Source organism: Thioclava nitratireducens, from assembly GCF_001940525.2.
Classification (GTDB): Bacteria; Pseudomonadota; Alphaproteobacteria; order Rhodobacterales; family Rhodobacteraceae; genus Thioclava; species Thioclava nitratireducens.
Genome location: NZ_CP019437.1, coordinates 2,707,742 through 2,729,265, shown reverse-complemented (window position 1 = coordinate 2,729,265; position 21,524 = coordinate 2,707,742). Strand labels below are relative to the sequence as shown.

The following is a 21,524-nucleotide window of genomic DNA, read 5'->3' as shown; positions in this document are numbered from 1 at the left end:
GCCCCCGCGCAAGGGGCACAAAGGGAGGAAATAACGATGAAACTTACGAAACTGCTGGGCCTGAGCGCCGCAGCCATGCTCTGGGCAAGCGGGAGCTTCGCACAGGAGATCACCCTCAAGCTGCACCATTTCCTTGGTGCCAAGGCGCCGGTGCAGACGCAGATGCTGGAGCCCTGGGCCAAGCGCGTCGAAGAGTTGTCGAACGGCAAGGTCAAGATCGACATCTACCCGGCGATGACGCTGGGCGGTCGCCCGCCGGAACTCGTGCAGCAGGCGCGCGACGGTGTGGTCGATCTGATCTGGACGCTCAACGGCTATACGCCGGGTCTCTTCCCGCGCACCGAGGTGTTCGAGCTGCCGACGGTCTATAACAACGACCCGGCCGCGACCAACCTCGCGATGCGCGACATGTTCGACAAGGAACTGAAGCAGGAATACGAGGACAAGGGCCTCGAAGTGATGTTCCTGCACGCCCATGCGGGCAACGGCATCCACACCGTGGATACCCCGGTGCACAGCCCCGCCGACGTGAAGGGTCTGAAGCTGCGCACGCCGTCGCGCACGGGGGCCTGGGTGATCGAGGCGCTGAACGCGCAGCCGGTCGCGATGCCGGTGCCGGAACTGCCGCAGGCGCTGTCGAAGAAGGTCGTCGACGGGGCGCTGATCCCGTGGGAAATCATCCCCGCGCTGAAGCTGCAGCAGCAGACACAGTACCAGATCGAAGGGCAGGACCATTGGCGTCTGGGCACCTCGATCTTCCAGGTGTCGATGAACAAGGCGAAATGGGACAGCCTGCCCGATGACGTCAAGGCGGCGTTCCGCAAGGCCTCCGACGAGGAGTGGCTGAAGGAAGTCGGCCAGATCTGGCGCACCAGCGACAATAACGGGATCAAGGCCGCCGAAGCGGATGGCAACGAGCTGATCACGCTCTCGGCCGACGAGACCCAAGCCTTCAAGGATGCGATGCAGCCGGTCGTCACCCGTTGGGAAGACGAGGTGAAAGGCCAGGGCATCGACGGTCCGGCGCTGGTGAAAGAAGCCCGCGAGCTGACCGCTGAAGAAGAAAAGAACCTGGCGAGCCAGTAACCAACGGAGCGGCGACGATCATGCATTCTGCAACTGAGACTTTCTTGCGCAAGGCGATCTATGCCTGGGCCCTCGCCGGAGGCGGGGTGCTTGCAGCGATCGTCGCCGTAAACGTCTGGACAGTGTTGGGCGGCTTTATCGGGCTGCCCTTCGCGGGGGACTTCGAACTGACGGAGATGGGGGTCGCCATCGCGGCCTTCATGTTCCTGCCCTACTGCCAATTGGCCGATCAGAACGTGACGGCGGATATCTTCACCTCGAAACTTAGCGCCGCCGTGCAGCGTCGCTTCTCGGCCATCGGCTCGGTGCTGGCGCTGGGGTTTGCCGCGCTTCTGCTGTGGCGGATGTATTTCGGGATGCTCGATCAGAAATCCTATTCGCTCGCCACCACGATCCTGCAGATCCCGGTCTGGTGGGCTTACCTTCCCGCGCTTGCCTCGCTTGCGCTACTTTTCATCGCCGCAGCGCTGAGCCTGCGGGACAACTGGACGGGGCGTGCCTGATGGACCCGATTACTCTCGGCCTGCTTGGCCTCGCCATTCTCGTGGCGCTTATCGTAATGCGTGTGCCCATCGCTTACGCGATGATCCTCGTGGGCGCTGGCGGCACCGCGATCATCAACGGCCCGGCGATCTTGTTGAGCCAGCTCAAGACGCTCGCTTACGGTCAATTCTCGATCTATGACCTCTCGGTCGTGCCTATGTTCGTCCTGATGGGGGCGCTGGCCACCAAGACGGGCCTGTCGCGCGACATGTTCCGCGCCGCCAATGCGTGGTTCGGCTGGATGCGCGGCGGCACCGCGATGGCCTCGATCGCCGCCTGCGCGGGCTTCGGCGCGGTCTGCGGCTCCTCGCTCGCAACCGCCTCGACGATGGGCAAGGTCGCCCTGCCGGAGCTGGAGCGCTACAACTACTCTCCCGCGCTCGCGACCGGTTCGGTCGCGGCGGGCGGCGTGCTGGGCATCCTGATCCCGCCTTCGGTGATCCTTGTGATCTACGCGGTGATCGTGGAGGCCAATATCGTCACGATGTTCATGGCGGCACTGGTGCCCGGCCTGATCGCGGTCGCTCTGTTCCTGCTGACCATCGCGATCTATGTCCGCCTCGTGCCGAGCGCGGGCCCCGCGCAGGGCGTGTCGGACAAGGCCGAGTTCTGGGCGGCCACGCGCGGCGTGCTGCCGGTGCTGGGCATCTTCGGCGTCGTCATCGGCGGCATCTATGCGGGCTTCTACAACCCGACGCCCGCCGCTGCGATCGGCGTCTTCGCGGTCTTCGTCTATGGCCTCTTCCGCGGGCTGATGTCGCGCGAAGCCCTGCGCTCGTCCATCCTCGAGACGGCGGGCACCACTGGCATGATCTACCTGATCCTGCTGGGCGCGGAGCTTCTGAAGATCTTCATGTCGCGGGCAGGGGTGCCGCAGGCGGCTGCCGATATGGCGGTGAATTCCGGCTTGCCGCCCATGATGGTGATGGCGATCCTGCTGATCGCGCTGATCGTGCTGGGCTGCCTGATGGACTCGATGTCGATGATCCTGCTGGTGCTGCCCTTCTTCTGGCCGGTGCTGGTCGAGATCAATGGCGGTCTCTACCAGATGGCGGACGGCTCGGGCTTCGGCCTCTCGACCGACGAGCTGAAGGTCTGGTTCGGTATCCTTGCGCTTGTCGTGGTGGAGCTGGGGCTGATCACGCCGCCGGTGGGGATGAATGTCTTCGTGATCTCGGCGCTGGCGAAGAACGTTCCGATGGGCACCACCTTCCGCGGTGTCTTCCCGTTCTTCCTGTCCGAGCTCGTGCGCGTCGCGCTTCTGCTAGGCTTCCCGGCGCTGACGCTGTGGCTGCCTCGCGTGCTTGGTGGCTGATCCACTCAAGACAAGCGGATGAGACGGAACGGGGGGCGCAATCGCCCCCCGTTTCGCATTCAGCCTGCGCGCATCGGGGCGAGGGCCTTGTTCTCGACCCCGATCCGCACCCAGAGCATCGCGGCGTTCAGTACGGTGAACAGAACTGCGACCCAGAGCAGGCCCAGTACCATCGGGGCGACGAAGATCTCGGCCACGACCAGCATGTAATTGGGGTGCGAGACGTATTTGAACGGCCCGCGCGCGACCAGCGGCTCTTCGAGGATGATGATCCGTGTCGTCCAGCGTCCGCCGAGGCTGGTGAGGATCCAGATGCGCAGCACCTGCAGCACCGCAAAGAGAGCGAGCCAGCCGAGGTGTACGGGCTGGCCGAGGCCGAAGACGATAAGGCATAGGATCCACGCGCTGTGCATCGCGACCATCACCGGGTAATGCGCCGCGCCGACCTCATGGGCTCCACGCGCCAGAAGCCGCGCAGTGTTGCGCCTGGCGATGACAAGCTCGCTCAGCCGTTGCACGATGATGAAGGCCAGAAAGAGAACGCTCGGGAGGGACATCACGCGGCCTCCGCCTCGATTTGGGGCGGGCCGACATGGAAGGGCAGGAACGAGGCGGTAAAGCCCGGCCCGAGCGCGCAGCCCATCATCTGTCCGGTCTTGCCCGCATCCAACACCGCGCGCATCACGAAGAGCATGGTCGGCGCCGACATGTTGCCCGCCTCGCGCAGCACGTTGCGCTCGGCATCCAGCACGCCCTGTTCCAGATGCAACGCGGCCTCGATCGCTTCCACGACCTTCGCGCCGCCCGGATGGCAGACATAGCGGTCGATATCGGCGTGATCGAGGTTCGCGGCCCGCAGCGCGCCCTCCGCCGCCGTCGCGAATTCGGAATTGACGAAGCCCGGGATCGAGCGGTCGAAGATCACGCCGAAGCCGATCTCGTCCACGTCCCAGCCCATGATGTCGAGCGTGTCGGGCCATGTCTTCTGGTGCCCCTGACCGAGCGAGATCACCTGACCCGCGCCCGGCGCCTCGGTGCTGATACAGGCCGCAGCCGCGCCATCGGCGAAGAGGACGGCAGCGACGATATCGGCCTTCTGCATCCGGTCGGCGCGAAACGAGAGCGAGCAGGTCTCGACCACGACGAGCAGCACTTTCGCGCCCGGACGGCCCGCCGCGATGGATTGCGCCGTCGACAGTCCCGAAACGCCGCCCGCGCAGCCCAGGCCGAAGATCGGCACGCGCATGATGTCGTCGCGAAAGCCCATCTCGCCCAGAACCTGCGCCTCGAGCGAGGGCGTCGCGAGGCCGGTCGAGCAGACGGTGACCACGCAATCGACCTCCGAACCCTGCCAGCCTGCGGCGTCGAGCGCCGCCTGCGCCGCGTCGATGAACAGCGCTTTCGCGCCCTCCATGAACGCCGCGTTGCGATCCGCCCAGCCGTGGGCTTCCGAGAACCAGTCGATCGGCACGACCGAATAACGCCGGTCGATCCCCGCCGTGTCGAAGGTTTTCGAGAGCCGCTCGAATTGCGGGTAGGTCTCGCCGAAGATGATCTCGGCCCGCTCGCGCACCTCGGATTGCGCGAGGCAATGCGGCGGCAGAGCGGTGGAGAGACCGTGGAGGTAAACTGACATGGCAATTCCTTTTCGCTGAAGGCTGATGCTGGTCAGTCCTTGAGGAAACTGTTCGAAAATCTCGGGGGCGCGCTGGATTGCCCTGTAAGACAACGGCCCGGAGCCGGGTTTGGTTCAGCCGCAAGGAGGAGAAAGCGGGGACACGCGACGTTATCCTCTAGGTTTAAGGTCGCCTTGTAGGTGCCTGAAAGCGCTTGGTTTCGTGTTATTGGATCTGCACAGCTTTCCGACCTCAACACCAAGCTGTGATCGCTGGCTGGCGCACCGGTTCCACGGTCAGCTTTCGTCATCGACGAAAGGCAGGCACGTGAGCGGAACCTGCGGCGGCATACTCTCACTTTAAAGTCGCCTCCTAGGGTTTTGGTTTTGAATGATTTCTCGAAACCGGCGCGCCCCCAACCGAAATGATCCGCGACCGCGACGCCGCAGTGCGGCACACGGCGACTTGAGGCTGAAATCGCGCTTCGAAACCGGTTTCGGCTTTACGAAATCGGTTTCGGTGACCTAGTCTCTCGCCATGGAGGAGATTCGCGACACCGATAAGAAACCGTCCGAGCCGGCACCGCGCCGAGTTCGGATCTCTGACCTTGCGCAGGCGCTGGGGCTGACCAAGAGCACCGTGTCGCGCGCGCTCAACAACTATTCCGACATCTCGCCCGAAACCCGCGAACGCGTGGCGCGGGTGGCAGCCGAGATGGGCTACGCGCCGATGCCCTATGCGCAGGCGGTGCGTACGGGGCGGGTGCGGGCGCTGGGCCTGGTGCTCGAACTGGACGCACCGGACCGCTACGGCCCGTTCCTTACGGATTTTCTGGGCGGGATCACGCAGGAAGCCTCGCTGGAAGGCTGGACCCTGACGATCGCCTCGTCGAATTCGCGCGAGGAGATGGAGGACACGGTCACGCGGCTTCTGCAGGAGCACAAGGTCGATGGTTTCATCCTGCCGCGAACGCAGGTCGTCGACCCAAGGGTGAAATTCCTGCAATCGAAACATGTGCCCTTCGTTCTGTTCGGCCGCACCGGTCACGGCAAGCCCGATCCGGGCCTGTCGTGGTTCGACGTCGATGGCGAGGGGGCGATGCGCGCCGCCGTCGCGCGTCTGGCGGGTTTCGGCCATCGCCGCATCGCCTTCGCCGGGTCGCATACGAGCTACAATTTCGCGCTGTTGCGCCGAGACGGCTACCGAAAGGGGCTGGAAGAGGCCGGATTGCCCTTCGATCCCGCGCTCGAGGTGATGGAGGTCTCGAACCGCGCGGAAGGGGCAGAGGCCGCGCGCCAGTTGCTCGATCTGGCCGAGCCCGCGACGGCGATCGTCTACTCCACCGACGCGACGGCGCTCGGCGCCTATGACGTGGCGCGCGAGCGGGGGCAGACGATCGGGCGCGATCTGTCGGTCATCTCCTATGACGGCATTCCCGAGGGCCGGATGGTCGATCCGCCCCTCACGACATTCGCAGTCGACAGCCAGCATGCGGGCGCGCGTCTCGCGTCGCTGCTGATCGCGCAGCTCCGTGGTGCGCCGCCCGGTGAGCTGACGGAACTGGTGGCGGCGCAACTGGAACCGGGAGGCTCCGACGGGCCGCCCGTCGACCCATAAGAGTAACGCAATCTACCGGGAGGAAAGTAAATGAAATCGATACTTGGACATAAAACGGCGATGCTGATGGGCTCGACCGTGCTTGCGCTGATGGCGGGCGCCGTCGCGGTGCAGGCGCAGACGATCAAGTTCTGGACCACCGAGGAACAGCCCGAGCGTCTGGCCAAGCAGCAGCAGATGGCCGACGACTTCAAGGCCAAGACCGGCATCACCGTCGACGTGATCCCGGTCACCGAAAGCGACCTGAACCAGCGCGCGACCGCAGCCTTCGCGGCGGGGGACCTGCCCGACGTGATCTACACGCCGCTGCAGAACGTGCTGCCCTGGACCGATGCGGGCATTCTCGACACGCTGGCGAGCTCGGACGTGGTCGACAAGCTCGATCCGGCCACCTTCGCGCCCGGCGCGCTGAAGATGGTCGAGACCGATGGCGATTACGCCGCGGTGCCGGTCGATGGCTGGACGCAGATGATCCTCTACCGCAAGGATCTGTTCGACAAGGCGGGCCTCGCGCCGCCGACCGATTTCAAATCGATCGAGGCCGCGCTCGACAAGCTCAACGATCCGCCGAACATGTATGGTTTCGTCGCAGCGACCAAGGTCGACGACAACTACATGAGCCAGATTCTCGAGCAGATCTTCCTCGCCAACGGCGTCTCGCCGGTGGGGCCGGACGGCTTCAAGCCGCTCGACGAGAAGAAGACAGTCGAAGTGCTGAACTTCTACAAGAAGCTGGCCGATGCCTCCCCGCCCGGCGAGAACTACTGGAAGCAGTCGCGCGAGCTGTATTTCGCGGCAAGGCGGCGATGATCATGTGGTCGCCCTTCATCCTCGACGAGCTGGCCGGCCTGCGTGACAGCGCTCCGCCGATGATCAACGATGACCCGACCTCGACCGAGCTGTCGAAGGATACCGGCGTCGTGACCAACCTCGCGGGCCCGTCGAATCCCGACGGTGCGAGCTGGGCGGACCTGCGTTATTTCACCATCACCGCCGACGCCGACACCGATGCGGCCGAGAAATTCGTCGATTACTCGATGAATGACGGCTACGAGCAGACGCTGTCGATCGCGCCCGAGGGCAAGTTCCCGACCCGTCGCGGCACTGATGAGGATCCGGAGAAGTTCACCAAGCTCTGGGCGACCCTGCCGGTGGGCGTGGATCGCAAGGCGCCGCTCAAGGATCTCTACGATCCGGCCGTGGTCGACGAGATCACCAAGGGTCTCGACACTGCACAGCGCTGGGGCGTGAAAGACGGGCAGCTCGCGCTGGCCTCGAAGATGCTCAACAGCCAGGTCATCAACCGGGTTGTGCGCGACTTCATCGACGGCAACATCTCGGCCGAGGATGCGGTCGCGAAGATGAACGACGAGCTGGGCAAGATCAACTGATCCGATCTCTGGCCGGGGCAGGGCGGTCGCGCCTTGCCCCGGGGCCGAAGCCCGCTCTGACTGCATGGATTGGAGACTGTCATGACCGACATATCGCCGCCCAAGGGGCGCGGCGCGCTTGCCCGTCGCGAAGCGCGTCTCGCCTGGGGCCTGCTGTTCCCGACCATCGCGATCGTGGCGCTCGTCGTGATCGTGCCGCTGCTGGCGATCTTCTGGATCTCCGTGAAGCCGGTGACGTTGGGCGATCTGCGTCCGGCCGAGATCCGCACGCGGGTGGCGCTGCGCGAGCGGGGCGATCAGCCGCTTCTCGAGTTGCGCGTGATCAATCCGTCGGGCGAGCAGGAGATGACCAAGGCGGGGTTGAATGTGACCCTGCCCGAGGGCGTGACGCTGACCGGCGATCTGCCTCAGGGCTGCGCGATGGACGGGCAGGACCTGTCTTGCGATTTCGGCACGCTCGAACCCGGCGCGAACGAGCGGTTCCGCGTCGATGCGCAGGTGACCGGCGATACCCGCGCGGCAGAGCGCGCGATGCGTGACGCCGAGGTCACGGCGACCGGCCACGTCTCGAACGTCCTGACGAATTCCACCTTCACGCTCGAAAACTTCCGCCGGCTCTTTTCGGGCAGCGAGTTCTGGAGCGTGCTGGGTATCACGCTGTTCTACACGGTCTTCGGCACGCTGGGTGCGCTGGTCGTGGGGCTGTTCGCGGCGCTGCTGCTCAACAAGAGCTTCCGCGGGCAGGGCATTCTGCGCGGGCTTTACCTGTTTCCCTATGTGGCCCCGGTGATCGCGGTGGCCTTCACCTGGATCACGCTCTTCGATCCCTATTCCGGCTCCGCCAACGCGCTGCTGGTGCAGATGGGCGTGAGCGAAGGCGCGATCAACTTCTTCGGGGCCAAGCCGCTCGCGCTGATCATGGTGACGGTGTTCGAGATCTGGCGCTATTTCCCGCTCTCGTTCCTTTTCATCCTCGCGCGAATGCAGAGCATCGACACGGATATGTACGAGGCGGCGGATATGGACGGGGCCTCGCCGTTCCAGAAATTCTGGTATCTCTCGATGCCGCAGCTGCTGGGGATCCTCTCGGTCCTGTTCCTGCTGCGCTTCATCTGGACCTTCAACAAGTTCGACGACATCTTCCTGCTCACCGGCGGCAATGCCGGCACGCGGGTCCTGACGGTCAATGTCTACGAACAGGCTTTCGCGGTGTCGAATATCGGTGCGGGTGCCGCGGTCGCCGTGGTGATCTTCGCCTGCCTTCTGGTTTTCTCGGGGCTGTTCTTCCGCACCATGAGCCGGGAGGAAGGGCTATGAAAATCCTGCATAAAGGCTATCTCGCCGGGCCGATCATCGGAGCGCTCTGGGCGCTGGTCATGTCGGTCACGCTGGGGGTCGCGATTTCCTTCGCCACCGGGGCTGCGGCCAAGCCTGCGCTGATCGGCTCGCTGATCCTCGGGCTCGCGACCGGGTTTGCCCGCGTGCGCATCGCCAATCGATGGGCTGCGGATGCGGTGGCGGTGGTCGTGGCGCTGGTGCTGATGGCCATCGGCCTCGGCGCGCTGCAATTCGACGAAAGCTTCAACTTTGTCTGGCGCGTCGTCCTCAGCGTTGTGCTCGCGGGCACGGTGTCGATCCCGCTCAACTCGATCCTGCGCGAGCTGCAATTCGGCGCGCTCACCCGCCACCAGTTCGAGGATGCGGTGATCCGCTTCCTGACCGGTTTCGGCTACATCTTCTTCACCGCGATCGTGGTCATCCCGTTCTACGTGATGGTCATGACCTCGATGAAGTCGCAGCAGCAGCTGATGCTCAACCCGCTCGATTTCTCGATCGACCTGAGCCGGGGCTGGCACCTGTTCGACAGCTATTACGAGCTGATGACGCGGTTCCATTTCGGCCGCTACCTCTGGACGAGCTTCTACGTCTCGGTGCTGACCGTGCTGCTGACGCTGCTGTTCTCGGTGCCCGGCGCCTATGCGGTGGCGCGGCTGCGCTTCCGTGGGCAGAAAGTGTTCTCGCGCGGTATCCTGCTGATCTACATGGTGCCGATGATCGTGCTCGCGCTGCCGATCTACATCGCCTACTCGATGGTGGGTCTGCGCAACTCGATCCTCGGGATCGTGATGATCTATCCGGTCACCACTATTCCCGTCGCGCTCTACATGCTGCAGGGCTATTTCCGCGGCCTCCCCGTCGAGGTCGAGGAGGCGGGGCTGATGGACGGGCTCTCGCGGCTCAAGGTGATCTGGAAGATCACGCTGCCGCTGGCGCTGCCCGCGATGGCCTCGGTCGGGCTCTATGTCTTCATGATCGCGTGGAACGAGTTCCTGCTCGCCTTCATGCTGCTCGACGATCCCAGCAAATTCACCCTCACGCGAGGCATCGCCTCGCTCAACTCCTCCGAGATCCCGCGCCAGCACCTGATGGCGGGCGCCGTCATCGCGACGGTGCCGATCATGGCGCTGTTCCTCGGGCTCGAACGTTTCATGACCCGCGGCCTGACGGCCGGCGCGGTGAAAGGATAAGACATGATGACCGAAACTGTGGCCGCCACCGATTTCTTCGACCGGGACGCTGCGGCGCGCGAAATCCTCACGCAGAACGACCGGGGCGGCTATACCGTGCCGACCGATGGCCTCTATCCCTACCAGTGGAACTGGGACAGCGCCTTTGCGAGTCTCGGTTTCGCCGAATTCGACCTGGACCGCGCCTGGCAGGAAATCGAGACGCTGTTCACCGGGCAATGGGACAGCGGCATGGTCCCCCATATCATCTTCCACAAACCCGATCCGGGCTATTTCCCCGGTCCCGACGTCTGGGGTTGCAACGGCCCGATCGCGTCCTCGGGCATCACCCAGCCGCCCGTGGCACTCAGCTTCGCGACGCGGCTTCTGGCGGCCGATCCGGAGGCGGGGAAGGCGCGCTTCGCGGCCCTTTATCCGAAGATGCGCAAATGGGCGGAGTGGTTCCTGAAATGGCGCCGTGACGAGAAGGGCGCGATCTTCGTGATCCATCCATGGGAATCCGGCCGCGACAATGCGCCGGACTGGGACGACGCGATGAGCAAGATCGACCCGCAGGACGTGGGCTATTACGAGCGCCGCGACACCCAGCATGTCGACGCCTCGATGCGGCCCACGAAATACGATTACGACCGCTATATCTGGCTGGTGCAGCGCGCCAAGGCGCTGGATTGGGACGATGCCAAGGTCGCCGAGGACAACCCGTTCAAGGTGGCCGATCCGACCATGCATTTCATCCTGATGCGGGGCCTGCGCGACCTTCTGGCGGCAGGTGAGGCGCAGGATCTCGATACCGGCGACATGGCCGCGCAGCTGGCCGAACTGGAGGCCGGTGCTCAGGCGCTGTGGAACCCCGGCATGGGCTTCTACGACAGCTACAACTGCAACAACGGCATCTGGTCGAACGCGCTGAGCAACGCCTCCTTCCTGTGCTGGTTCGGCGGGCTCGACGCGCCGCAGATGGAGCAACACCTCGCCCGCGTGCTAGATGCCGCGCCCTATGGCGTGCCCTCGCTCGCGCCGTTCGATCCGCGCTTCGACGCGAAGCGCTACTGGCGCGGCCCGACCTGGGGGATGATGAACATGATGATCGGCGAGGGCGCCTCGGAACGGGGCGTCGCGCTTGGCGAAGAGGTCCGCAAGCGCACTCGCGAGGTGATCGGGCGCTACGGTTTCGTCGAGTATTTCGACCCGATGACGGGCGCGGCTGCGGGCGGCAAGGCATTCACCTGGACGGCGGCCGTCTGGCTCGCCTGGGCCGGCAAGGAGGGCTGACATGGGTTCGATCACGTTAAACGGTGTCGAGAAATGGTTCGGCGAGGTGCAGGTCATCAAGGGGATCGACCTCGAGATCAAGGATGGCGAATTCGTCGTCTTCGTGGGGCCCTCGGGCTGCGGCAAGTCCACGCTTCTGCGGATGATCGGCGGGCTTGAGGATACCTCGCGCGGGGCGATCGAGATCGACGGCGCGAATGTCACCGATCAGCCGCCCTCGAAGCGCGGCCTCGCGATGGTGTTCCAGTCCTACGCGCTCTATCCGCATATGTCGGTGGCCGAGAATATGGGCTTCTCGCTCAAGATGGCCGGGGCGCCGCAGGGCGAATGGCGCGCCAAGGTCGACGAGGCTGCGGACATCCTGAAACTGCAGAGCTTCCTCGACCGGCGGCCCAAGGACCTGTCTGGCGGCCAGCGTCAGCGCGTGGCAATTGGGCGCTCGATCGTGCGCGACCCGACCGCGTTCCTTTTCGACGAGCCGCTGTCGAACCTCGATGCGGCGCTGCGCGTGGAGATGCGGCTTGAGATCGCGCGGCTGCACCGCAATCTCAAGCGCACGATGATCTACGTCACCCATGACCAGGTCGAGGCGATGACGCTGGCGGACCGGATCGTGGTGCTGGAATATGGCAAGATCGCGCAGGTCGGCACCCCGCGCGAGCTTTACGAGAAGCCCGCGAACCTGTTCGTGGCGCAATTCATCGGCAGCCCGAAGATGAACGTGATGCCCTGCGCGGTCTCGGATGGCCGCTACAGCCTCGAAGGCGGGCGCAGCGGGGCGTGTCCCGCGCCGCAGACCACGCAGCTTGGTATCCGGCCCGAGCATATCTCGCTCGTGGCCGAGGGCGAGGGGCAATGCGACGGTCGCGTCGATGTGGTGGAATTCCTGGGCGCCGATACGTTCATCCTGTTCGATTGCGGACCGCTGGGCGCGATCAATGTGCGCGTCGCGGGCGATACCGACCTGCGCCCGGGCGATGTCTCTGGGTTGGCCTTCGAGGCCGACCGCACGGTGTTCTTCGACGCCGACGGCATGGCGGTCTGAAACCGCGCGCCCGGGCGCTCATCCCGGGCCGCAGGGCAGGGCGCAGGCCTTAGCTCGCCGTTCAAAGGCACCGAAATCGGCAGTCCGGTGCCTTTTGGCGATCGGGCTGTTGTACTGGCGGAAGGTCGGGCAAGCGGCGGCGTTTACATAATTTTTCTCAATAATCATTGGGTTCCGTGACGCTTTTCTCAAATTAATGTTACCGGCGGACGATTGCTGATCGGGGCCGTGGAGGCTAGGTTTTGCGGCAATCGTCGAGCGGGCGCATTCGCGTGCATTGCGCAACCTGATGGTCGACGATGGGCCGAGACGCTCCTCCGGGTGGGAAACACGCCCGTGCGGGGAGGTCAGGCGGTCTCATCACGCGCAAAGCGAATGCGGTCCGACAACGATCGCAAACAATCCAACGGATGAGAGGAAAACACATGCGGAAGACGACACTTCTCGCGGTCGCCGGTGCGACTGCTATTGTGACCGGTTTTGCAGCTCAGACCGGGACTGCCCGCGCTGCCGAGCAGTGCGGCGACATCTCGATCGCCCAGATGAACTGGGCCGCTGCCGAGGTCACCACCAACATCGCGAAATTCATGCTGGACCAAGGCTACGGCTGTAACACCAGCCTGGTCAAATCCGACACCATCCCGGCCATCACCTCGATCGCCGAAAACGGCCGCCCCGACGTCGTCACCAACCTGTGGCTGAACTCGGCCGGCGACGCCTACAAGAAGCTCGAGAGCGAAGGCAAGATCAAGCGCGTCGCCAAGACGCTCCAGCCGGGCGGCGTCGAAGGCTGGTGGATCCCCACCTACCTCGCCAAGGAGCACCCCGAGCTGAAGACCATCGAGGGCGTGATGGCGCACCCCGACTGGGTCGGCGGCACGTTCAACAACTGCCCGGACGGCTGGGGTTGCCGCGTCGTGAGCGACAACCTGATCAAGGCGCTCGACCTCAAGAGCTCGGGCATCGAGGTGTTCAACCACGGCTCCGGCCAGACGCTCGCCTCGTCGATCGGTTCGGCCTTCGCCGACAAGAAGCCGTGGTTCGGCTACTACTGGGGCCCGACCGTGGTCATGGGCAACTATGACATGACCCGCGTCAAGCTTGGTGACTACGACAAGGCCAAGTTCGACAAGCTCCAGAACAAGGACACCAAGGATCCGCAGGTTTCCGACTTCCCGGCAGCGCCCGTGCTGACCTCGGTGACGAGCGACTTCGCGAAGACCCACCCGGCCGAGACCGAGTTCTTCTCGAAGATGAGCTTCAAGACCGACACCATGTCGAAACTGCTCGCGTGGCAGGACGAGAACAAGGCGTCGGGTGAAGAGACCGCGGTCTACTTCATCAAGAACTACCAGAACACCTGGAAGAACTGGCTCAACGCAGACGCCCAGAAGAAGCTTTCGAAGCTGATCGGCGGATGATCGTGACGCGCGCTTGATGCGCACACCTTGGACGGGGCCGAGGCAGGCCCCGTCCTTTTTCGATCCATCACGCAACAACATGGGGCGGGTCCTCCCCAATGACCCGGAAAACCAATGGCAGCTTACGAGAATTTCTTTAACGCCGTGGGGCTGAAGGACTGGTGCTCGGCTGGCGGTGACGGTGGCGGCGGCATGACGTCGATGGCCGACCTGATCGCACAGACCGACGGCACCACGACGCAAGGCCCCTCCCTGTGGAACTGGCCCTTTCCCTCGCTCGACGCCCTCAACAAGGCCTGCGCGGCGATCCCGCCCTCGCGCGACGTGACGCAGGGCCTCGAAGACGGATTTCTCGCGATCCGTGGCGGTCTGCGTGCCGTCGTCGACCCGCTGACACAGCCGCTGAGCTGGGCGCTGCGCGACATGCTCTGGATCATGACCAACACGCCGTGGTGGCTGATGGTGCCGATCCTGATGCTGATCACCTGGCTGGTAACGCGGTCCTGGAGACTTGTGGTCTTCGTGCTGGTCTCGATCGCCTTCCTCGCCTTCATCAACCATTACGACGCGGCGATGCAGACGCTGGCGATCATCTTCGTCTGTGCGTTCATATGCGTTCTCTTCGGCGTGCCCATAGGTATCGCGATGTCGCGGAGCGACAGGCTCCAGCGCACCGTGATCCCGATCCTCGACATGCTGCAGACGCTGCCGCCCTTCGTCTACCTGATCCCGCTGATCTTCCTGTTCTCGGTGACCGAGCCGAAGCTCTACGGTATCGCGATCATCCTCTACGCGATCGTGCCCGTGGTGCGCCTGACCGATCTCGGCATCCGACTGGTCGATCCCGACGTGATCGAGGCAGCCGACGCCTTCGGCATGACCAAGCGCCAGAAGCTGTTCGGCGTGCAGATCCCGCTCGCGCTGCCCAACATCATGGCCGGCGTGAACCAGACGATCATGATGAGCCTCGCCATGGTGGTAATCGCTTCGCTCGTCTCGGCCCCGGGTCTGGGCGTGCTTGTGCTGCGCGGTATCCGGTCGCTCGAACTGGGTGTTGGTCTCGTGGCGGGCTTCGGCATCGTGATCATCGCGATCCTGCTCGACCGCGTGACGAAAGCCTCGCTGGCGCGGATCGACACCAGCAAGAGCGGCAAGTGAGGAGACAGGCATGACCAAGGAAATCAAGGTCTCGATCCGACATCTCTACAAGATCTTCGGGTCGGATCCGCAAGCGGCGCTGGAAGACGTGAAGGCAGGCATGGGCAAGCCGGAACTGCTCGAGAAGCGCAACCACGTGCTCGGGCTCAGCGACATCAACGTGGACATGAAAGAGGGTGAGATCACCGTCATCATGGGGCTTTCGGGCTCGGGTAAATCCACGCTGATCCGGCACCTCAACCGGCTCATCGAGCCGACCGCGGGGGAAGTTCTCGTCAATGGCGAGAACATCCTCGACTATAACGAGGCGCAGCTGCGCAAACTGCGGCGCGAGCGGATGTCGATGGTGTTCCAGAAATTCGCCCTTCTGCCCCACCGCACGGTGGCGGAGAATACGGCGATGGCGCTGGCCACCCGCGGCTTCCCGGCCTCGGACTATGTCGCGGAAGCCGAGAAATGGCTCGACCGTGTCGGGCTCGGGGGCTACGGGGACCACCACCCGCACCAGCTCTCGGGCGGGATGCAGCAGCGCGTGGGGATCGCCCGGGCGCTGGCGTCGAACTCGGACATCATGCTGATGGACGAAGCTTTCTCGGCGCTCGATCCGCTGATCCGGACCGACATGCAGGATCTGCTGCTCGAGCTTCAGGCCGAGCTGCACAAGACCATCATCTTCATCACCCACGATCTGGACGAGGCGCTCAAGCTCGCCGATCACCTGGTGATCCTGAATGACGGTCGGGTGGTCCAGCAGGGCGAACCGCAGGAGATCCTCCTCAACCCGGCGGATCCCTACATCGAGGACTTCGTGGCCGACATCAACCGCGCCCGCGTGCTGCGCGTGCGCTCGGTGATGGAGCGTGGCGCGCCGGAAGGCGAAATGTCGGGCGATATCGACGGCAACGACAACCTCGAGAGCGTCATCGCCAAGGCGGAAGGGGCGCTCGACCGCCGCTACCGCGTGATGATGGGGGGCGAGCCGGTGGGCAGCCTCACCATGCCCTCGATCATGCGCGCGCTGGTGCCCGCGCAATCCTCGGGCGAAACCGCCAAGAGGTAAGGAGAAAGGGATCCGCCCCTGTATTGGGGCGGGTCCGACCCGCCGCGCGACAGGCGCGGGCTTTTCCCAAATATAAGCGTGGGATGCCGCAGGAGCGGGGCGCGCGCTGCCCGGCGTGCTGTCGCATCCCGGGCCGGGTCCTTAGCTGCGCACGACGTAGACCGAGCACTCTGCATGGGTCACGACATGCGACGCCGTGGTGCCCAGCAGATAGTCCTTCACCTTCGGGTTGGCGGCTTCCATCACGATGAGGTCCACCTTGCGCTCGTCTGCCAGCTTGACGATCTGACGATGCACGGCGCCCTTGCGCACGACCATCTCGATCTCGGGCACCCCGCTGGCGGGGTTGTCGTTGACGAACTTGCGCAGCTGCTGGCCCCAATAGGTATCGGAGTTGTAGATGTTGAGATTACGCTCGATCTCGGGCGCGATCGTCGCGACGATCAGCTTGGCTTGGCGCCGCCGCGCCATCTCGACGGCTTCCATGTAGGCATGATGTTCGACCTGAGCGTGGCGCAGGTTGATGGGGCAGAGGATGAGCTTTGTCTGGCGTGCCATGATGGCCTCCGGGAAGTTCGAGGCGGAAAATGAACCTCGTGGCGACCGGGCGCGTACCCGGATTGAAACAGCCTCGCCCCTACGACGAATTCCGGAGCTCGAAATGGGCATAAGCGTCACTCCGATGTCGCGCAGCGACATAGGCGCCCGCAAAGAGCGCCATAGTGCATTCGGGCCCCGCGCGTATCGCCGCGAAGGCCTCGCAACGACGCTGCCGCGCGAGCATGCAGGAAGGAGGCTTTTACACGCGTCCGTGCACAGTCTCTTTTGGGCCTCGCTTTCGACGTGTGTTTTGACGCGATGGGGCTGGTTTCGGACGAGGCGCCTCAACGAGAAATCGCGATGATAGCAGGGGAACTCGGTTGAGTTTCGGGAATTAATACAACCATAACGGTAGTCACAAAATCTTCAGGCGATAACGCGCCGAGAGCCATGAAACGAACTTTGCCAACAATATCCGAACCTTCGCGAAAGTCGGCGGCAGGTTCCCGCTGAGCGCTCGAAAAGACCGTCAGTCGTGATGGAACTAACCCGCAAAGCACCTGTTAACGGACCGTAAATTCGCTGTTAACCGAAGTGAGCGGGAGAACTCAACATGGCCAACTTCACGAACGCAACCGAAACCCCCCGTGTTCTGTTCATCGACGACAACGCCATTCTCGCGGATGCTGTGGAGCGGAGCTTCGCTGCGGATGGAAGCATCGCGGTTGTCAGCGAATGCAAAGATGTGCCCTCCGCATTGACCTCGAAGGACGTCCCGATGGAGACCTGCGACGTGGTCGTGTTCGACCCGAGCCAGACCTCTGCGGACCCTGCCGAGACCCTGAGCGCCGTCCGCGAGGCCGCCGGTCCGGTCGCCGCAATCGCCTACCTGCCGGAAACTGCACTCGAGATCGCGCGCCAGTGTCTCCAGTCGGATTACGACGGCGTCGTCTCCCGCAGCGGCAATATCGAAATGCTCATCGACGCGGTTTTCTCGGTCTCCATGGGAAGTCTGTATGTCGACGGGTGCTATGCCGAAGCGCGCAGCGATTCCAGCGCGCCCATTCTGGTCGGCACCGAAGCCCTCACCAGCCGGGAGCGGGAGGTCGTGCGCGGGCTCGTCGAGGGCAAGAGCTGTCGCGCCATCGGAAACGACCTTCTGATCAGCGGCAAGACCGTCGAGACGCATAAGTACCGCGCCCTATCAAAGATGGGTCTCACATGCGCGCGCGAACTCGAAACCTTTGCGCGGCGCAACGCCTGGGCGGTGTAACCGGGTCTAGTGGAAGATGCGAAGCGTTAGTCCGATCCGGATCGGCGTGGCCGACCAAAGTCCGATTTTCGCGTCAGCGGTGCTCGACCTCGCGGCGTCGACATTCGACGACACGGGGACGCATGGCGACGCGCTTTCTGCCACCGACATAGAACGCCTGCGCGATCCCGACTGGGATGTTCTCCTTATCGATCCGCAGTTTACTCCGAACCTTGAAGAACTGGTCCCGCAGATGCTGGCCGCCTGTCCCTCGCTGGCGCTGATCGCCGTTGCGTCGCAGCCGACAAAGGAGCTTGTCAGCTTCTGCATGCGGATCGGCTTCAGCTCCGTCGTGGCGAAATCGATCTCGGGCCCCGCGCTGATGCGGGTGATCCGCGTCACCCTTGCGGGCGGAAGCCTGGTCGACCGCGGTCTTTCGCGCTCCGCCGAGGGCGAGATGCCGGGTCCCACCGAGGGCAAGGCGCTGACCGAGCGCGAGGAATATGTGCTGCGGCTCTGGGCCAAAGGCTATTCCAACAGCGATATCGCGGACCAGATCGGCCTCAGCCGAAAGACCGTCGACAGCCACCGCGCGCGTGGCATGAACAAGCTTGGCCTCGCGGACCGGCCCGCGCTGATCCGGATGGCGAGCGCGCGGGGCTGGCTCGTCTGAGCCCGTCCGACCTCCCGAGTGGGTTTTTGCCCCACACGGGGGGTCAGGAAGCTCCCGACCCCTTTCCGAAATTCCTCCGCTCTTCGCCCGTATTCCCGACTGAAAGGGCTGCGAATCTTCCTTTATCCCTTGGGTCGAACCGGGCGGTACCTCTGCCCATTACACGTTTCGATTCGCCCGTTTCGAGGGGAGAAGGAAAAGAATTATGGCAAAGATCAGTGTTTTCGGGATCGGCTACGTGGGCGTCGTGTCAGCGGCTTGCCTTGCTCGTGACGGCCACGAAGTGATTGCGGTCGATCTCGACGAGAGCAAGGTCGATGGACTGAATGCGGGCCGCGCGCCCATCGTTGAAAAAGGGCTCGACGAGCTGGTGGCCGAGATGGCTGCGAGCGGTCGGCTCAGGGCCACGACCGACGCGGCGGAGGCCGTCGCGAAGACCGACGCCTCCTTCGTCTGCGTGGGCACGCCTTCGGCGCCCGACGGCTCGGTCGGTCTGACCTTCGTGGTCTCCGTCTGTCAGGACATCGGCAAGGCGATCGCCAACAAGTCAGACCGCCACACGGTCATCATGCGCTCGACCATCGTCCCCGGCACCATGGAAGAGATCTGCATTCCCACGCTCGAACGCGCCTCCGGCAAGCTCGCAGCGCGCGATTTCGGCGTCGGCTACTTTCCGGAATTCCTGCGCGAAAGCACCGCGATCGAGGATTATGCCGATCCCGGCCTGATCGTGTTCGGAAGCCTCGACGCGCAGACCGAACAGGTCCTGACCGAGATCAACCAGGATCTTCCCTGCGAGATGAACAAGGTCGATATTCGCACCGCCGAGATGGTGAAATACACATCGAACAGCTGGCGCGCGGCGAAGATCAGCTTTGCCAACGAGATCGGCAACATCGCCAAGGCCAACGACCTCGACGGTCAGAAGGTGATGGCGGTCCTGTGCAGCGACACCAAGGTCGCCATGTCGCCGGCCTTCCTGCGTCCCGGCTTCGCCTTCGGCGGCTCCTGCCTGCCCAAGGACGTGCGCGCACTCAAGGCGGTGGGCGAGACATCGGGCGTCGCGACGCCGCTTCTGAACGCCATTCTCGAGGCGAACGAGGCGCAGATAGAGCGCGCCGAGGCCATGGTGCGCTCCGCCTCGAAGAAGACCGTCGGTCTCGTCGGCGTCAGCTTCAAGTCGGGCACCGACGATCTGCGTGAAAGCCCGCTGGCCGATCTGGCCGCGCGGCTGATCGAAAGCGGTCAGGACGTGCGCATCTACGATCCCTATGTCGCCACCGCCTTCGCCAACGATCCCGGCGCCGCCGGCCGCGGCAACGCCGTCGTGCCCGACCTCTTCGAACGGATGGAAGACGATCTGGACCGTCTGATCGAAGACAGCGAGGTCATCGTCGTGGGCAACAAGTATCCCGAGGTGACCGCCCGTCTGAAGGAGACGCTGGGCAACCGCCGCGTGGTGGATCTCGGCCGCATCGACCCGAACCTCGTCAGCGACGCTGGCTATCAGGGCATCTGCTGGTAATCCGCAATGCTGGGTCATCTCATTTATATCGCGGCTTTCGTCGCATTGGGCCTTGCCGTGCGCGACACCAGCCTGGCTGCCGCCGATAGTGCCATCGTGGTGCTCGGGGTGATCGGCCTGTGGCGGTATGGATGGGCGGCACTGAACTTCCTGCGCGCGACCGCCTATGTCCGGGTGCTCTATCCCCGGCGCCGCGCGCGGGCCGAGGCCGCCTATGCGCGCCGCCCCGTTCCGGCGCACGCGTATTTCATGGTCACGACCTACAAGATCGAGCCGGGCGTCACGAGCCGCGTCTACAGCTCGATCTTCGAGGCGGCCCGCCGCTCGCCCGGCGGCGCGACCATCGTCGCCTCGGTGGTGGATGGCGCCGACCTCAGGGTGCTGCGCGATCTCTTCGAGGCGCGCAGGCACGACATGCCGCAGGTGCGCTTCATCATCGACCAGATCCCGGGAACCGGGAAGCGCGACGCCATCGCCCGCTCGCTGCGGCTGATGCAGCGCGAGGCCCCGCGACGCGACGACATCATGTTGTTCGTCGACGGCGACAGCGCCGTGCCAGCAGACATCGTCGAGCGCTCCGCGCCCTTCTTCACCGACGAACGGGTCGGGGCGCTGACCACCGACGAATCCGTCGAGATCCCGGATGACTGGCTGTTCCGGAACTGGTTCGATCTGCGCTTCATGCAGCGTCAGATGATGATGTCCTCGATGGCGTTCGGCGGCCGGGTGCTGACGCTGACGGGCCGGATGTCCGTCTTCCGCGCCGACCTGGCGGTGGACCCGAGCTTCATCCGACAGGTTCAATCGGACCATATCGATCACTGGCGGCTCGGTCGGATCAACTTCCTGACCGGCGACGACAAATCGACCTGGTTCTGGCTGCTGAGCCGCGGCTACCGGATGACCTATCTGCCCGACGTGCGCTGCGTCTCCTACGAGGAGCAGCCGATGCCGGGCTTCGTCGAAAGCGCCGTGGCGCTGATGAAGCGGTGGTTCGGCAACATGCTGCGCACCAATGGCCGCGCGGTGGCGCTGGGCCCGTCGCGGATCGGGTTCTTCACCTGGTGGTCGATCCTCGACCAGCGCGTGTCGATCTGGACGACGCTGTTCGGGCCGATCTCGATCGCGCTGACCGCGCTCTTCGCGACGCCCGCGGTGATCCCCGCCTACATCGCCTGGGTGATGTTCACCCGCTACGTCTTCTGCTGGATGCTCTCGACCTTCCGGGGCGGCGGCTTCCCGATCATCTACGCGCCGCTGCTCTACTTCGGCCAGATTCTCGGCGCGTCGGTCAAGAGCTCGGCCCTGTTCCGTCTCGACCGGCAGAAATGGACGCGCCAGGCCGCCAAGAAAGCCGCGGCGCGCATGCCTCTCGGAGCGCGGCTGCGCTCGGCCACTTCCACTTACATGCAGGTCCTTGCGCTGGGGTGGCTAACCCTCGCCGCGGCGCTCTCGACCGGACTTCTCTAAACGACCGACAGG

18 protein-coding genes and 1 pseudogene are annotated in these 21,524 nt (G+C 64.2%); 16 read left to right on the top strand and 3 right to left on the bottom strand.

Annotation, left to right across the window (positions count from 1 at the left end; all coding sequences use genetic code 11):
• Positions 1-36: 36 nt before the first annotated feature.
• From BMG03_RS12925 to BMG03_RS12915, 3 genes are read left to right on the top strand one after another with little or no spacing between them, the layout of a single operon-like run.
• A complete protein-coding gene (locus BMG03_RS12925; RefSeq protein WP_075777035.1) occupies positions 37-1,086 on the top strand; it encodes a TRAP transporter substrate-binding protein in 1,050 nt (349 codons plus the stop codon).
• Between the two features lie 20 nt (positions 1,087-1,106).
• Positions 1,107-1,589, top strand: coding sequence for a TRAP transporter small permease (locus tag BMG03_RS12920; protein ID WP_075777036.1), 483 nt, complete (start codon positions 1,107-1,109; stop codon positions 1,587-1,589).
• The gene (locus tag BMG03_RS12915; protein ID WP_075777037.1) at positions 1,589-2,944 is read left to right on the top strand and encodes a TRAP transporter large permease; all 1,356 of its coding nucleotides are present in this window, start codon (positions 1,589-1,591) and stop codon (positions 2,942-2,944) included. The genes BMG03_RS12920 and BMG03_RS12915 overlap by 1 nt, the downstream gene beginning before the upstream one ends.
• Positions 2,945-3,003: 59 nt before the next feature.
• Here the strand turns inward: BMG03_RS12915 and BMG03_RS12910 are convergent, their stop codons facing one another.
• Together BMG03_RS12910 and BMG03_RS12905 are read right to left on the bottom strand one after the other, a co-directional pair.
• Positions 3,004-3,501: an isoprenylcysteine carboxyl methyltransferase family protein gene (locus BMG03_RS12910; RefSeq protein ID WP_075777038.1), complete on the bottom strand. Its 498-nt coding sequence runs from the start codon at positions 3,499-3,501 to the stop codon at positions 3,004-3,006.
• Positions 3,501-4,580 (bottom strand): type III polyketide synthase, encoded by a 1,080-nt coding sequence (locus BMG03_RS12905; protein ID WP_075777039.1) that lies wholly within the window; start codon positions 4,578-4,580, stop codon positions 3,501-3,503. The genes BMG03_RS12910 and BMG03_RS12905 overlap by 1 nt, the downstream gene beginning before the upstream one ends.
• 517 nt (positions 4,581-5,097) lie before the next feature.
• Here BMG03_RS12905 and BMG03_RS12900 point away from each other — a divergent pair.
• The 9 genes and pseudogenes from BMG03_RS12900 to BMG03_RS12860 all read left to right on the top strand — a co-directional run bounded on the left by BMG03_RS12900 (position 5,098) and on the right by BMG03_RS12860 (position 16,052).
• Complete coding sequence (locus tag BMG03_RS12900) at positions 5,098-6,177, top strand: LacI family DNA-binding transcriptional regulator (RefSeq protein ID WP_075777040.1); 1,080 nt, start codon at positions 5,098-5,100, stop codon at positions 6,175-6,177.
• Positions 6,178-6,237: 60 nt separating this feature from the next.
• Positions 6,238-7,568 (top strand): annotated as a pseudogene (locus BMG03_RS12895) (ABC transporter substrate-binding protein).
• A gap of 81 nt (positions 7,569-7,649) precedes the next feature.
• Positions 7,650-8,885 (top strand): carbohydrate ABC transporter permease, encoded by a 1,236-nt coding sequence (locus BMG03_RS12890; RefSeq protein ID WP_075777041.1) that lies wholly within the window; start codon positions 7,650-7,652, stop codon positions 8,883-8,885.
• On the top strand, positions 8,882-10,096 hold the full coding sequence (locus BMG03_RS12885; RefSeq protein WP_075777042.1) for a carbohydrate ABC transporter permease: 1,215 nt from the start codon (positions 8,882-8,884) through the stop codon (positions 10,094-10,096). The genes BMG03_RS12890 and BMG03_RS12885 overlap by 4 nt, the downstream gene beginning before the upstream one ends.
• A gap of 3 nt (positions 10,097-10,099) precedes the next feature.
• A complete protein-coding gene (locus BMG03_RS12880; RefSeq protein ID WP_244270950.1) occupies positions 10,100-11,368 on the top strand; it encodes an MGH1-like glycoside hydrolase domain-containing protein in 1,269 nt (422 codons plus the stop codon).
• A 1-nt stretch (position 11,369) separates the two neighbouring features.
• Positions 11,370-12,413 carry an ABC transporter ATP-binding protein gene (locus BMG03_RS12875; RefSeq protein ID WP_075777043.1) on the top strand — a complete coding sequence of 348 codons (1,044 nt, stop codon included), beginning with the start codon at positions 11,370-11,372 and terminating at the stop codon, positions 12,411-12,413.
• Between the two features lie 425 nt (positions 12,414-12,838).
• Positions 12,839-13,834 carry an ABC transporter substrate-binding protein gene (locus tag BMG03_RS12870; RefSeq protein WP_075777044.1) on the top strand — a complete coding sequence of 332 codons (996 nt, stop codon included), beginning with the start codon at positions 12,839-12,841 and terminating at the stop codon, positions 13,832-13,834.
• Between the two features lie 114 nt (positions 13,835-13,948).
• Positions 13,949-14,992, top strand: a complete 1,044-nt coding sequence (locus tag BMG03_RS12865; protein WP_075777045.1) for an ABC transporter permease — start codon at positions 13,949-13,951, stop codon at positions 14,990-14,992.
• Positions 14,993-15,002: 10 nt separating this feature from the next.
• Positions 15,003-16,052 (top strand): quaternary amine ABC transporter ATP-binding protein, encoded by a 1,050-nt coding sequence (locus tag BMG03_RS12860; protein WP_075777046.1) that lies wholly within the window; start codon positions 15,003-15,005, stop codon positions 16,050-16,052.
• 141 nt (positions 16,053-16,193) lie between these two features.
• On the opposite strand, the gene BMG03_RS12855 is transcribed toward BMG03_RS12860, so the two are convergent.
• A complete protein-coding gene (locus tag BMG03_RS12855; RefSeq protein WP_075777047.1) occupies positions 16,194-16,610 on the bottom strand; it encodes a universal stress protein in 417 nt (138 codons plus the stop codon).
• Positions 16,611-17,205: 595 nt separating this feature from the next.
• Between BMG03_RS12855 and BMG03_RS12850 the strand changes: the two genes are divergently transcribed.
• From BMG03_RS12850 to BMG03_RS12835, 4 genes are all read left to right on the top strand, one after another.
• Entirely contained in the window at positions 17,206-17,865 is a 660-nt protein-coding gene (locus tag BMG03_RS12850) for a response regulator transcription factor (RefSeq protein ID WP_075777048.1), read from the top strand.
• A 16-nt stretch (positions 17,866-17,881) separates the two neighbouring features.
• Entirely contained in the window at positions 17,882-18,517 is a 636-nt protein-coding gene (locus BMG03_RS12845) for a response regulator transcription factor (RefSeq protein WP_075777049.1), read from the top strand.
• Positions 18,518-18,722: 205 nt separating this feature from the next.
• Entirely contained in the window at positions 18,723-20,042 is a 1,320-nt protein-coding gene (locus BMG03_RS12840) for a nucleotide sugar dehydrogenase (protein ID WP_075777050.1), read from the top strand.
• 6 nt (positions 20,043-20,048) lie between these two features.
• Positions 20,049-21,512 (top strand): glycosyltransferase, encoded by a 1,464-nt coding sequence (locus BMG03_RS12835; RefSeq protein WP_075777051.1) that lies wholly within the window; start codon positions 20,049-20,051, stop codon positions 21,510-21,512.
• Positions 21,513-21,524 lie beyond the last annotated feature (12 nt).

What these genes read in the sequence shown, in the direction of transcription:
- BMG03_RS12925 (WP_075777035.1), top strand. Translation starts at nt 37, where the DNA reads ATGAAACTTACGAAACTGCTGGGCCTGAGCGCCGCAGCCATGCTCTGG.
- BMG03_RS12920 (WP_075777036.1), top strand. Translation starts at nt 1,107, where the DNA reads ATGCATTCTGCAACTGAGACTTTCTTGCGCAAGGCGATCTATGCCTGG.
- BMG03_RS12915 (WP_075777037.1), top strand. Translation starts at nt 1,589, where the DNA reads ATGGACCCGATTACTCTCGGCCTGCTTGGCCTCGCCATTCTCGTGGCG.
- BMG03_RS12910 (WP_075777038.1), bottom strand. Translation starts at nt 3,501, where the DNA reads ATGTCCCTCCCGAGCGTTCTCTTTCTGGCCTTCATCATCGTGCAACGG.
- BMG03_RS12905 (WP_075777039.1), bottom strand. Translation starts at nt 4,580, where the DNA reads ATGTCAGTTTACCTCCACGGTCTCTCCACCGCTCTGCCGCCGCATTGC.
- BMG03_RS12900 (WP_075777040.1), top strand. Translation starts at nt 5,098, where the DNA reads ATGGAGGAGATTCGCGACACCGATAAGAAACCGTCCGAGCCGGCACCG.
- BMG03_RS12890 (WP_075777041.1), top strand. Translation starts at nt 7,650, where the DNA reads ATGACCGACATATCGCCGCCCAAGGGGCGCGGCGCGCTTGCCCGTCGC.
- BMG03_RS12885 (WP_075777042.1), top strand. Translation starts at nt 8,882, where the DNA reads ATGAAAATCCTGCATAAAGGCTATCTCGCCGGGCCGATCATCGGAGCG.
- BMG03_RS12880 (WP_244270950.1), top strand. Translation starts at nt 10,100, where the DNA reads ATGATGACCGAAACTGTGGCCGCCACCGATTTCTTCGACCGGGACGCT.
- BMG03_RS12875 (WP_075777043.1), top strand. Translation starts at nt 11,370, where the DNA reads ATGGGTTCGATCACGTTAAACGGTGTCGAGAAATGGTTCGGCGAGGTG.
- BMG03_RS12870 (WP_075777044.1), top strand. Translation starts at nt 12,839, where the DNA reads ATGCGGAAGACGACACTTCTCGCGGTCGCCGGTGCGACTGCTATTGTG.
- BMG03_RS12865 (WP_075777045.1), top strand. Translation starts at nt 13,949, where the DNA reads ATGGCAGCTTACGAGAATTTCTTTAACGCCGTGGGGCTGAAGGACTGG.
- BMG03_RS12860 (WP_075777046.1), top strand. Translation starts at nt 15,003, where the DNA reads ATGACCAAGGAAATCAAGGTCTCGATCCGACATCTCTACAAGATCTTC.
- BMG03_RS12855 (WP_075777047.1), bottom strand. Translation starts at nt 16,610, where the DNA reads ATGGCACGCCAGACAAAGCTCATCCTCTGCCCCATCAACCTGCGCCAC.
- BMG03_RS12850 (WP_075777048.1), top strand. Translation starts at nt 17,206, where the DNA reads ATGGCCAACTTCACGAACGCAACCGAAACCCCCCGTGTTCTGTTCATC.
- BMG03_RS12845 (WP_075777049.1), top strand. Translation starts at nt 17,882, where the DNA reads ATGCGAAGCGTTAGTCCGATCCGGATCGGCGTGGCCGACCAAAGTCCG.
- BMG03_RS12840 (WP_075777050.1), top strand. Translation starts at nt 18,723, where the DNA reads ATGGCAAAGATCAGTGTTTTCGGGATCGGCTACGTGGGCGTCGTGTCA.
- BMG03_RS12835 (WP_075777051.1), top strand. Translation starts at nt 20,049, where the DNA reads ATGCTGGGTCATCTCATTTATATCGCGGCTTTCGTCGCATTGGGCCTT.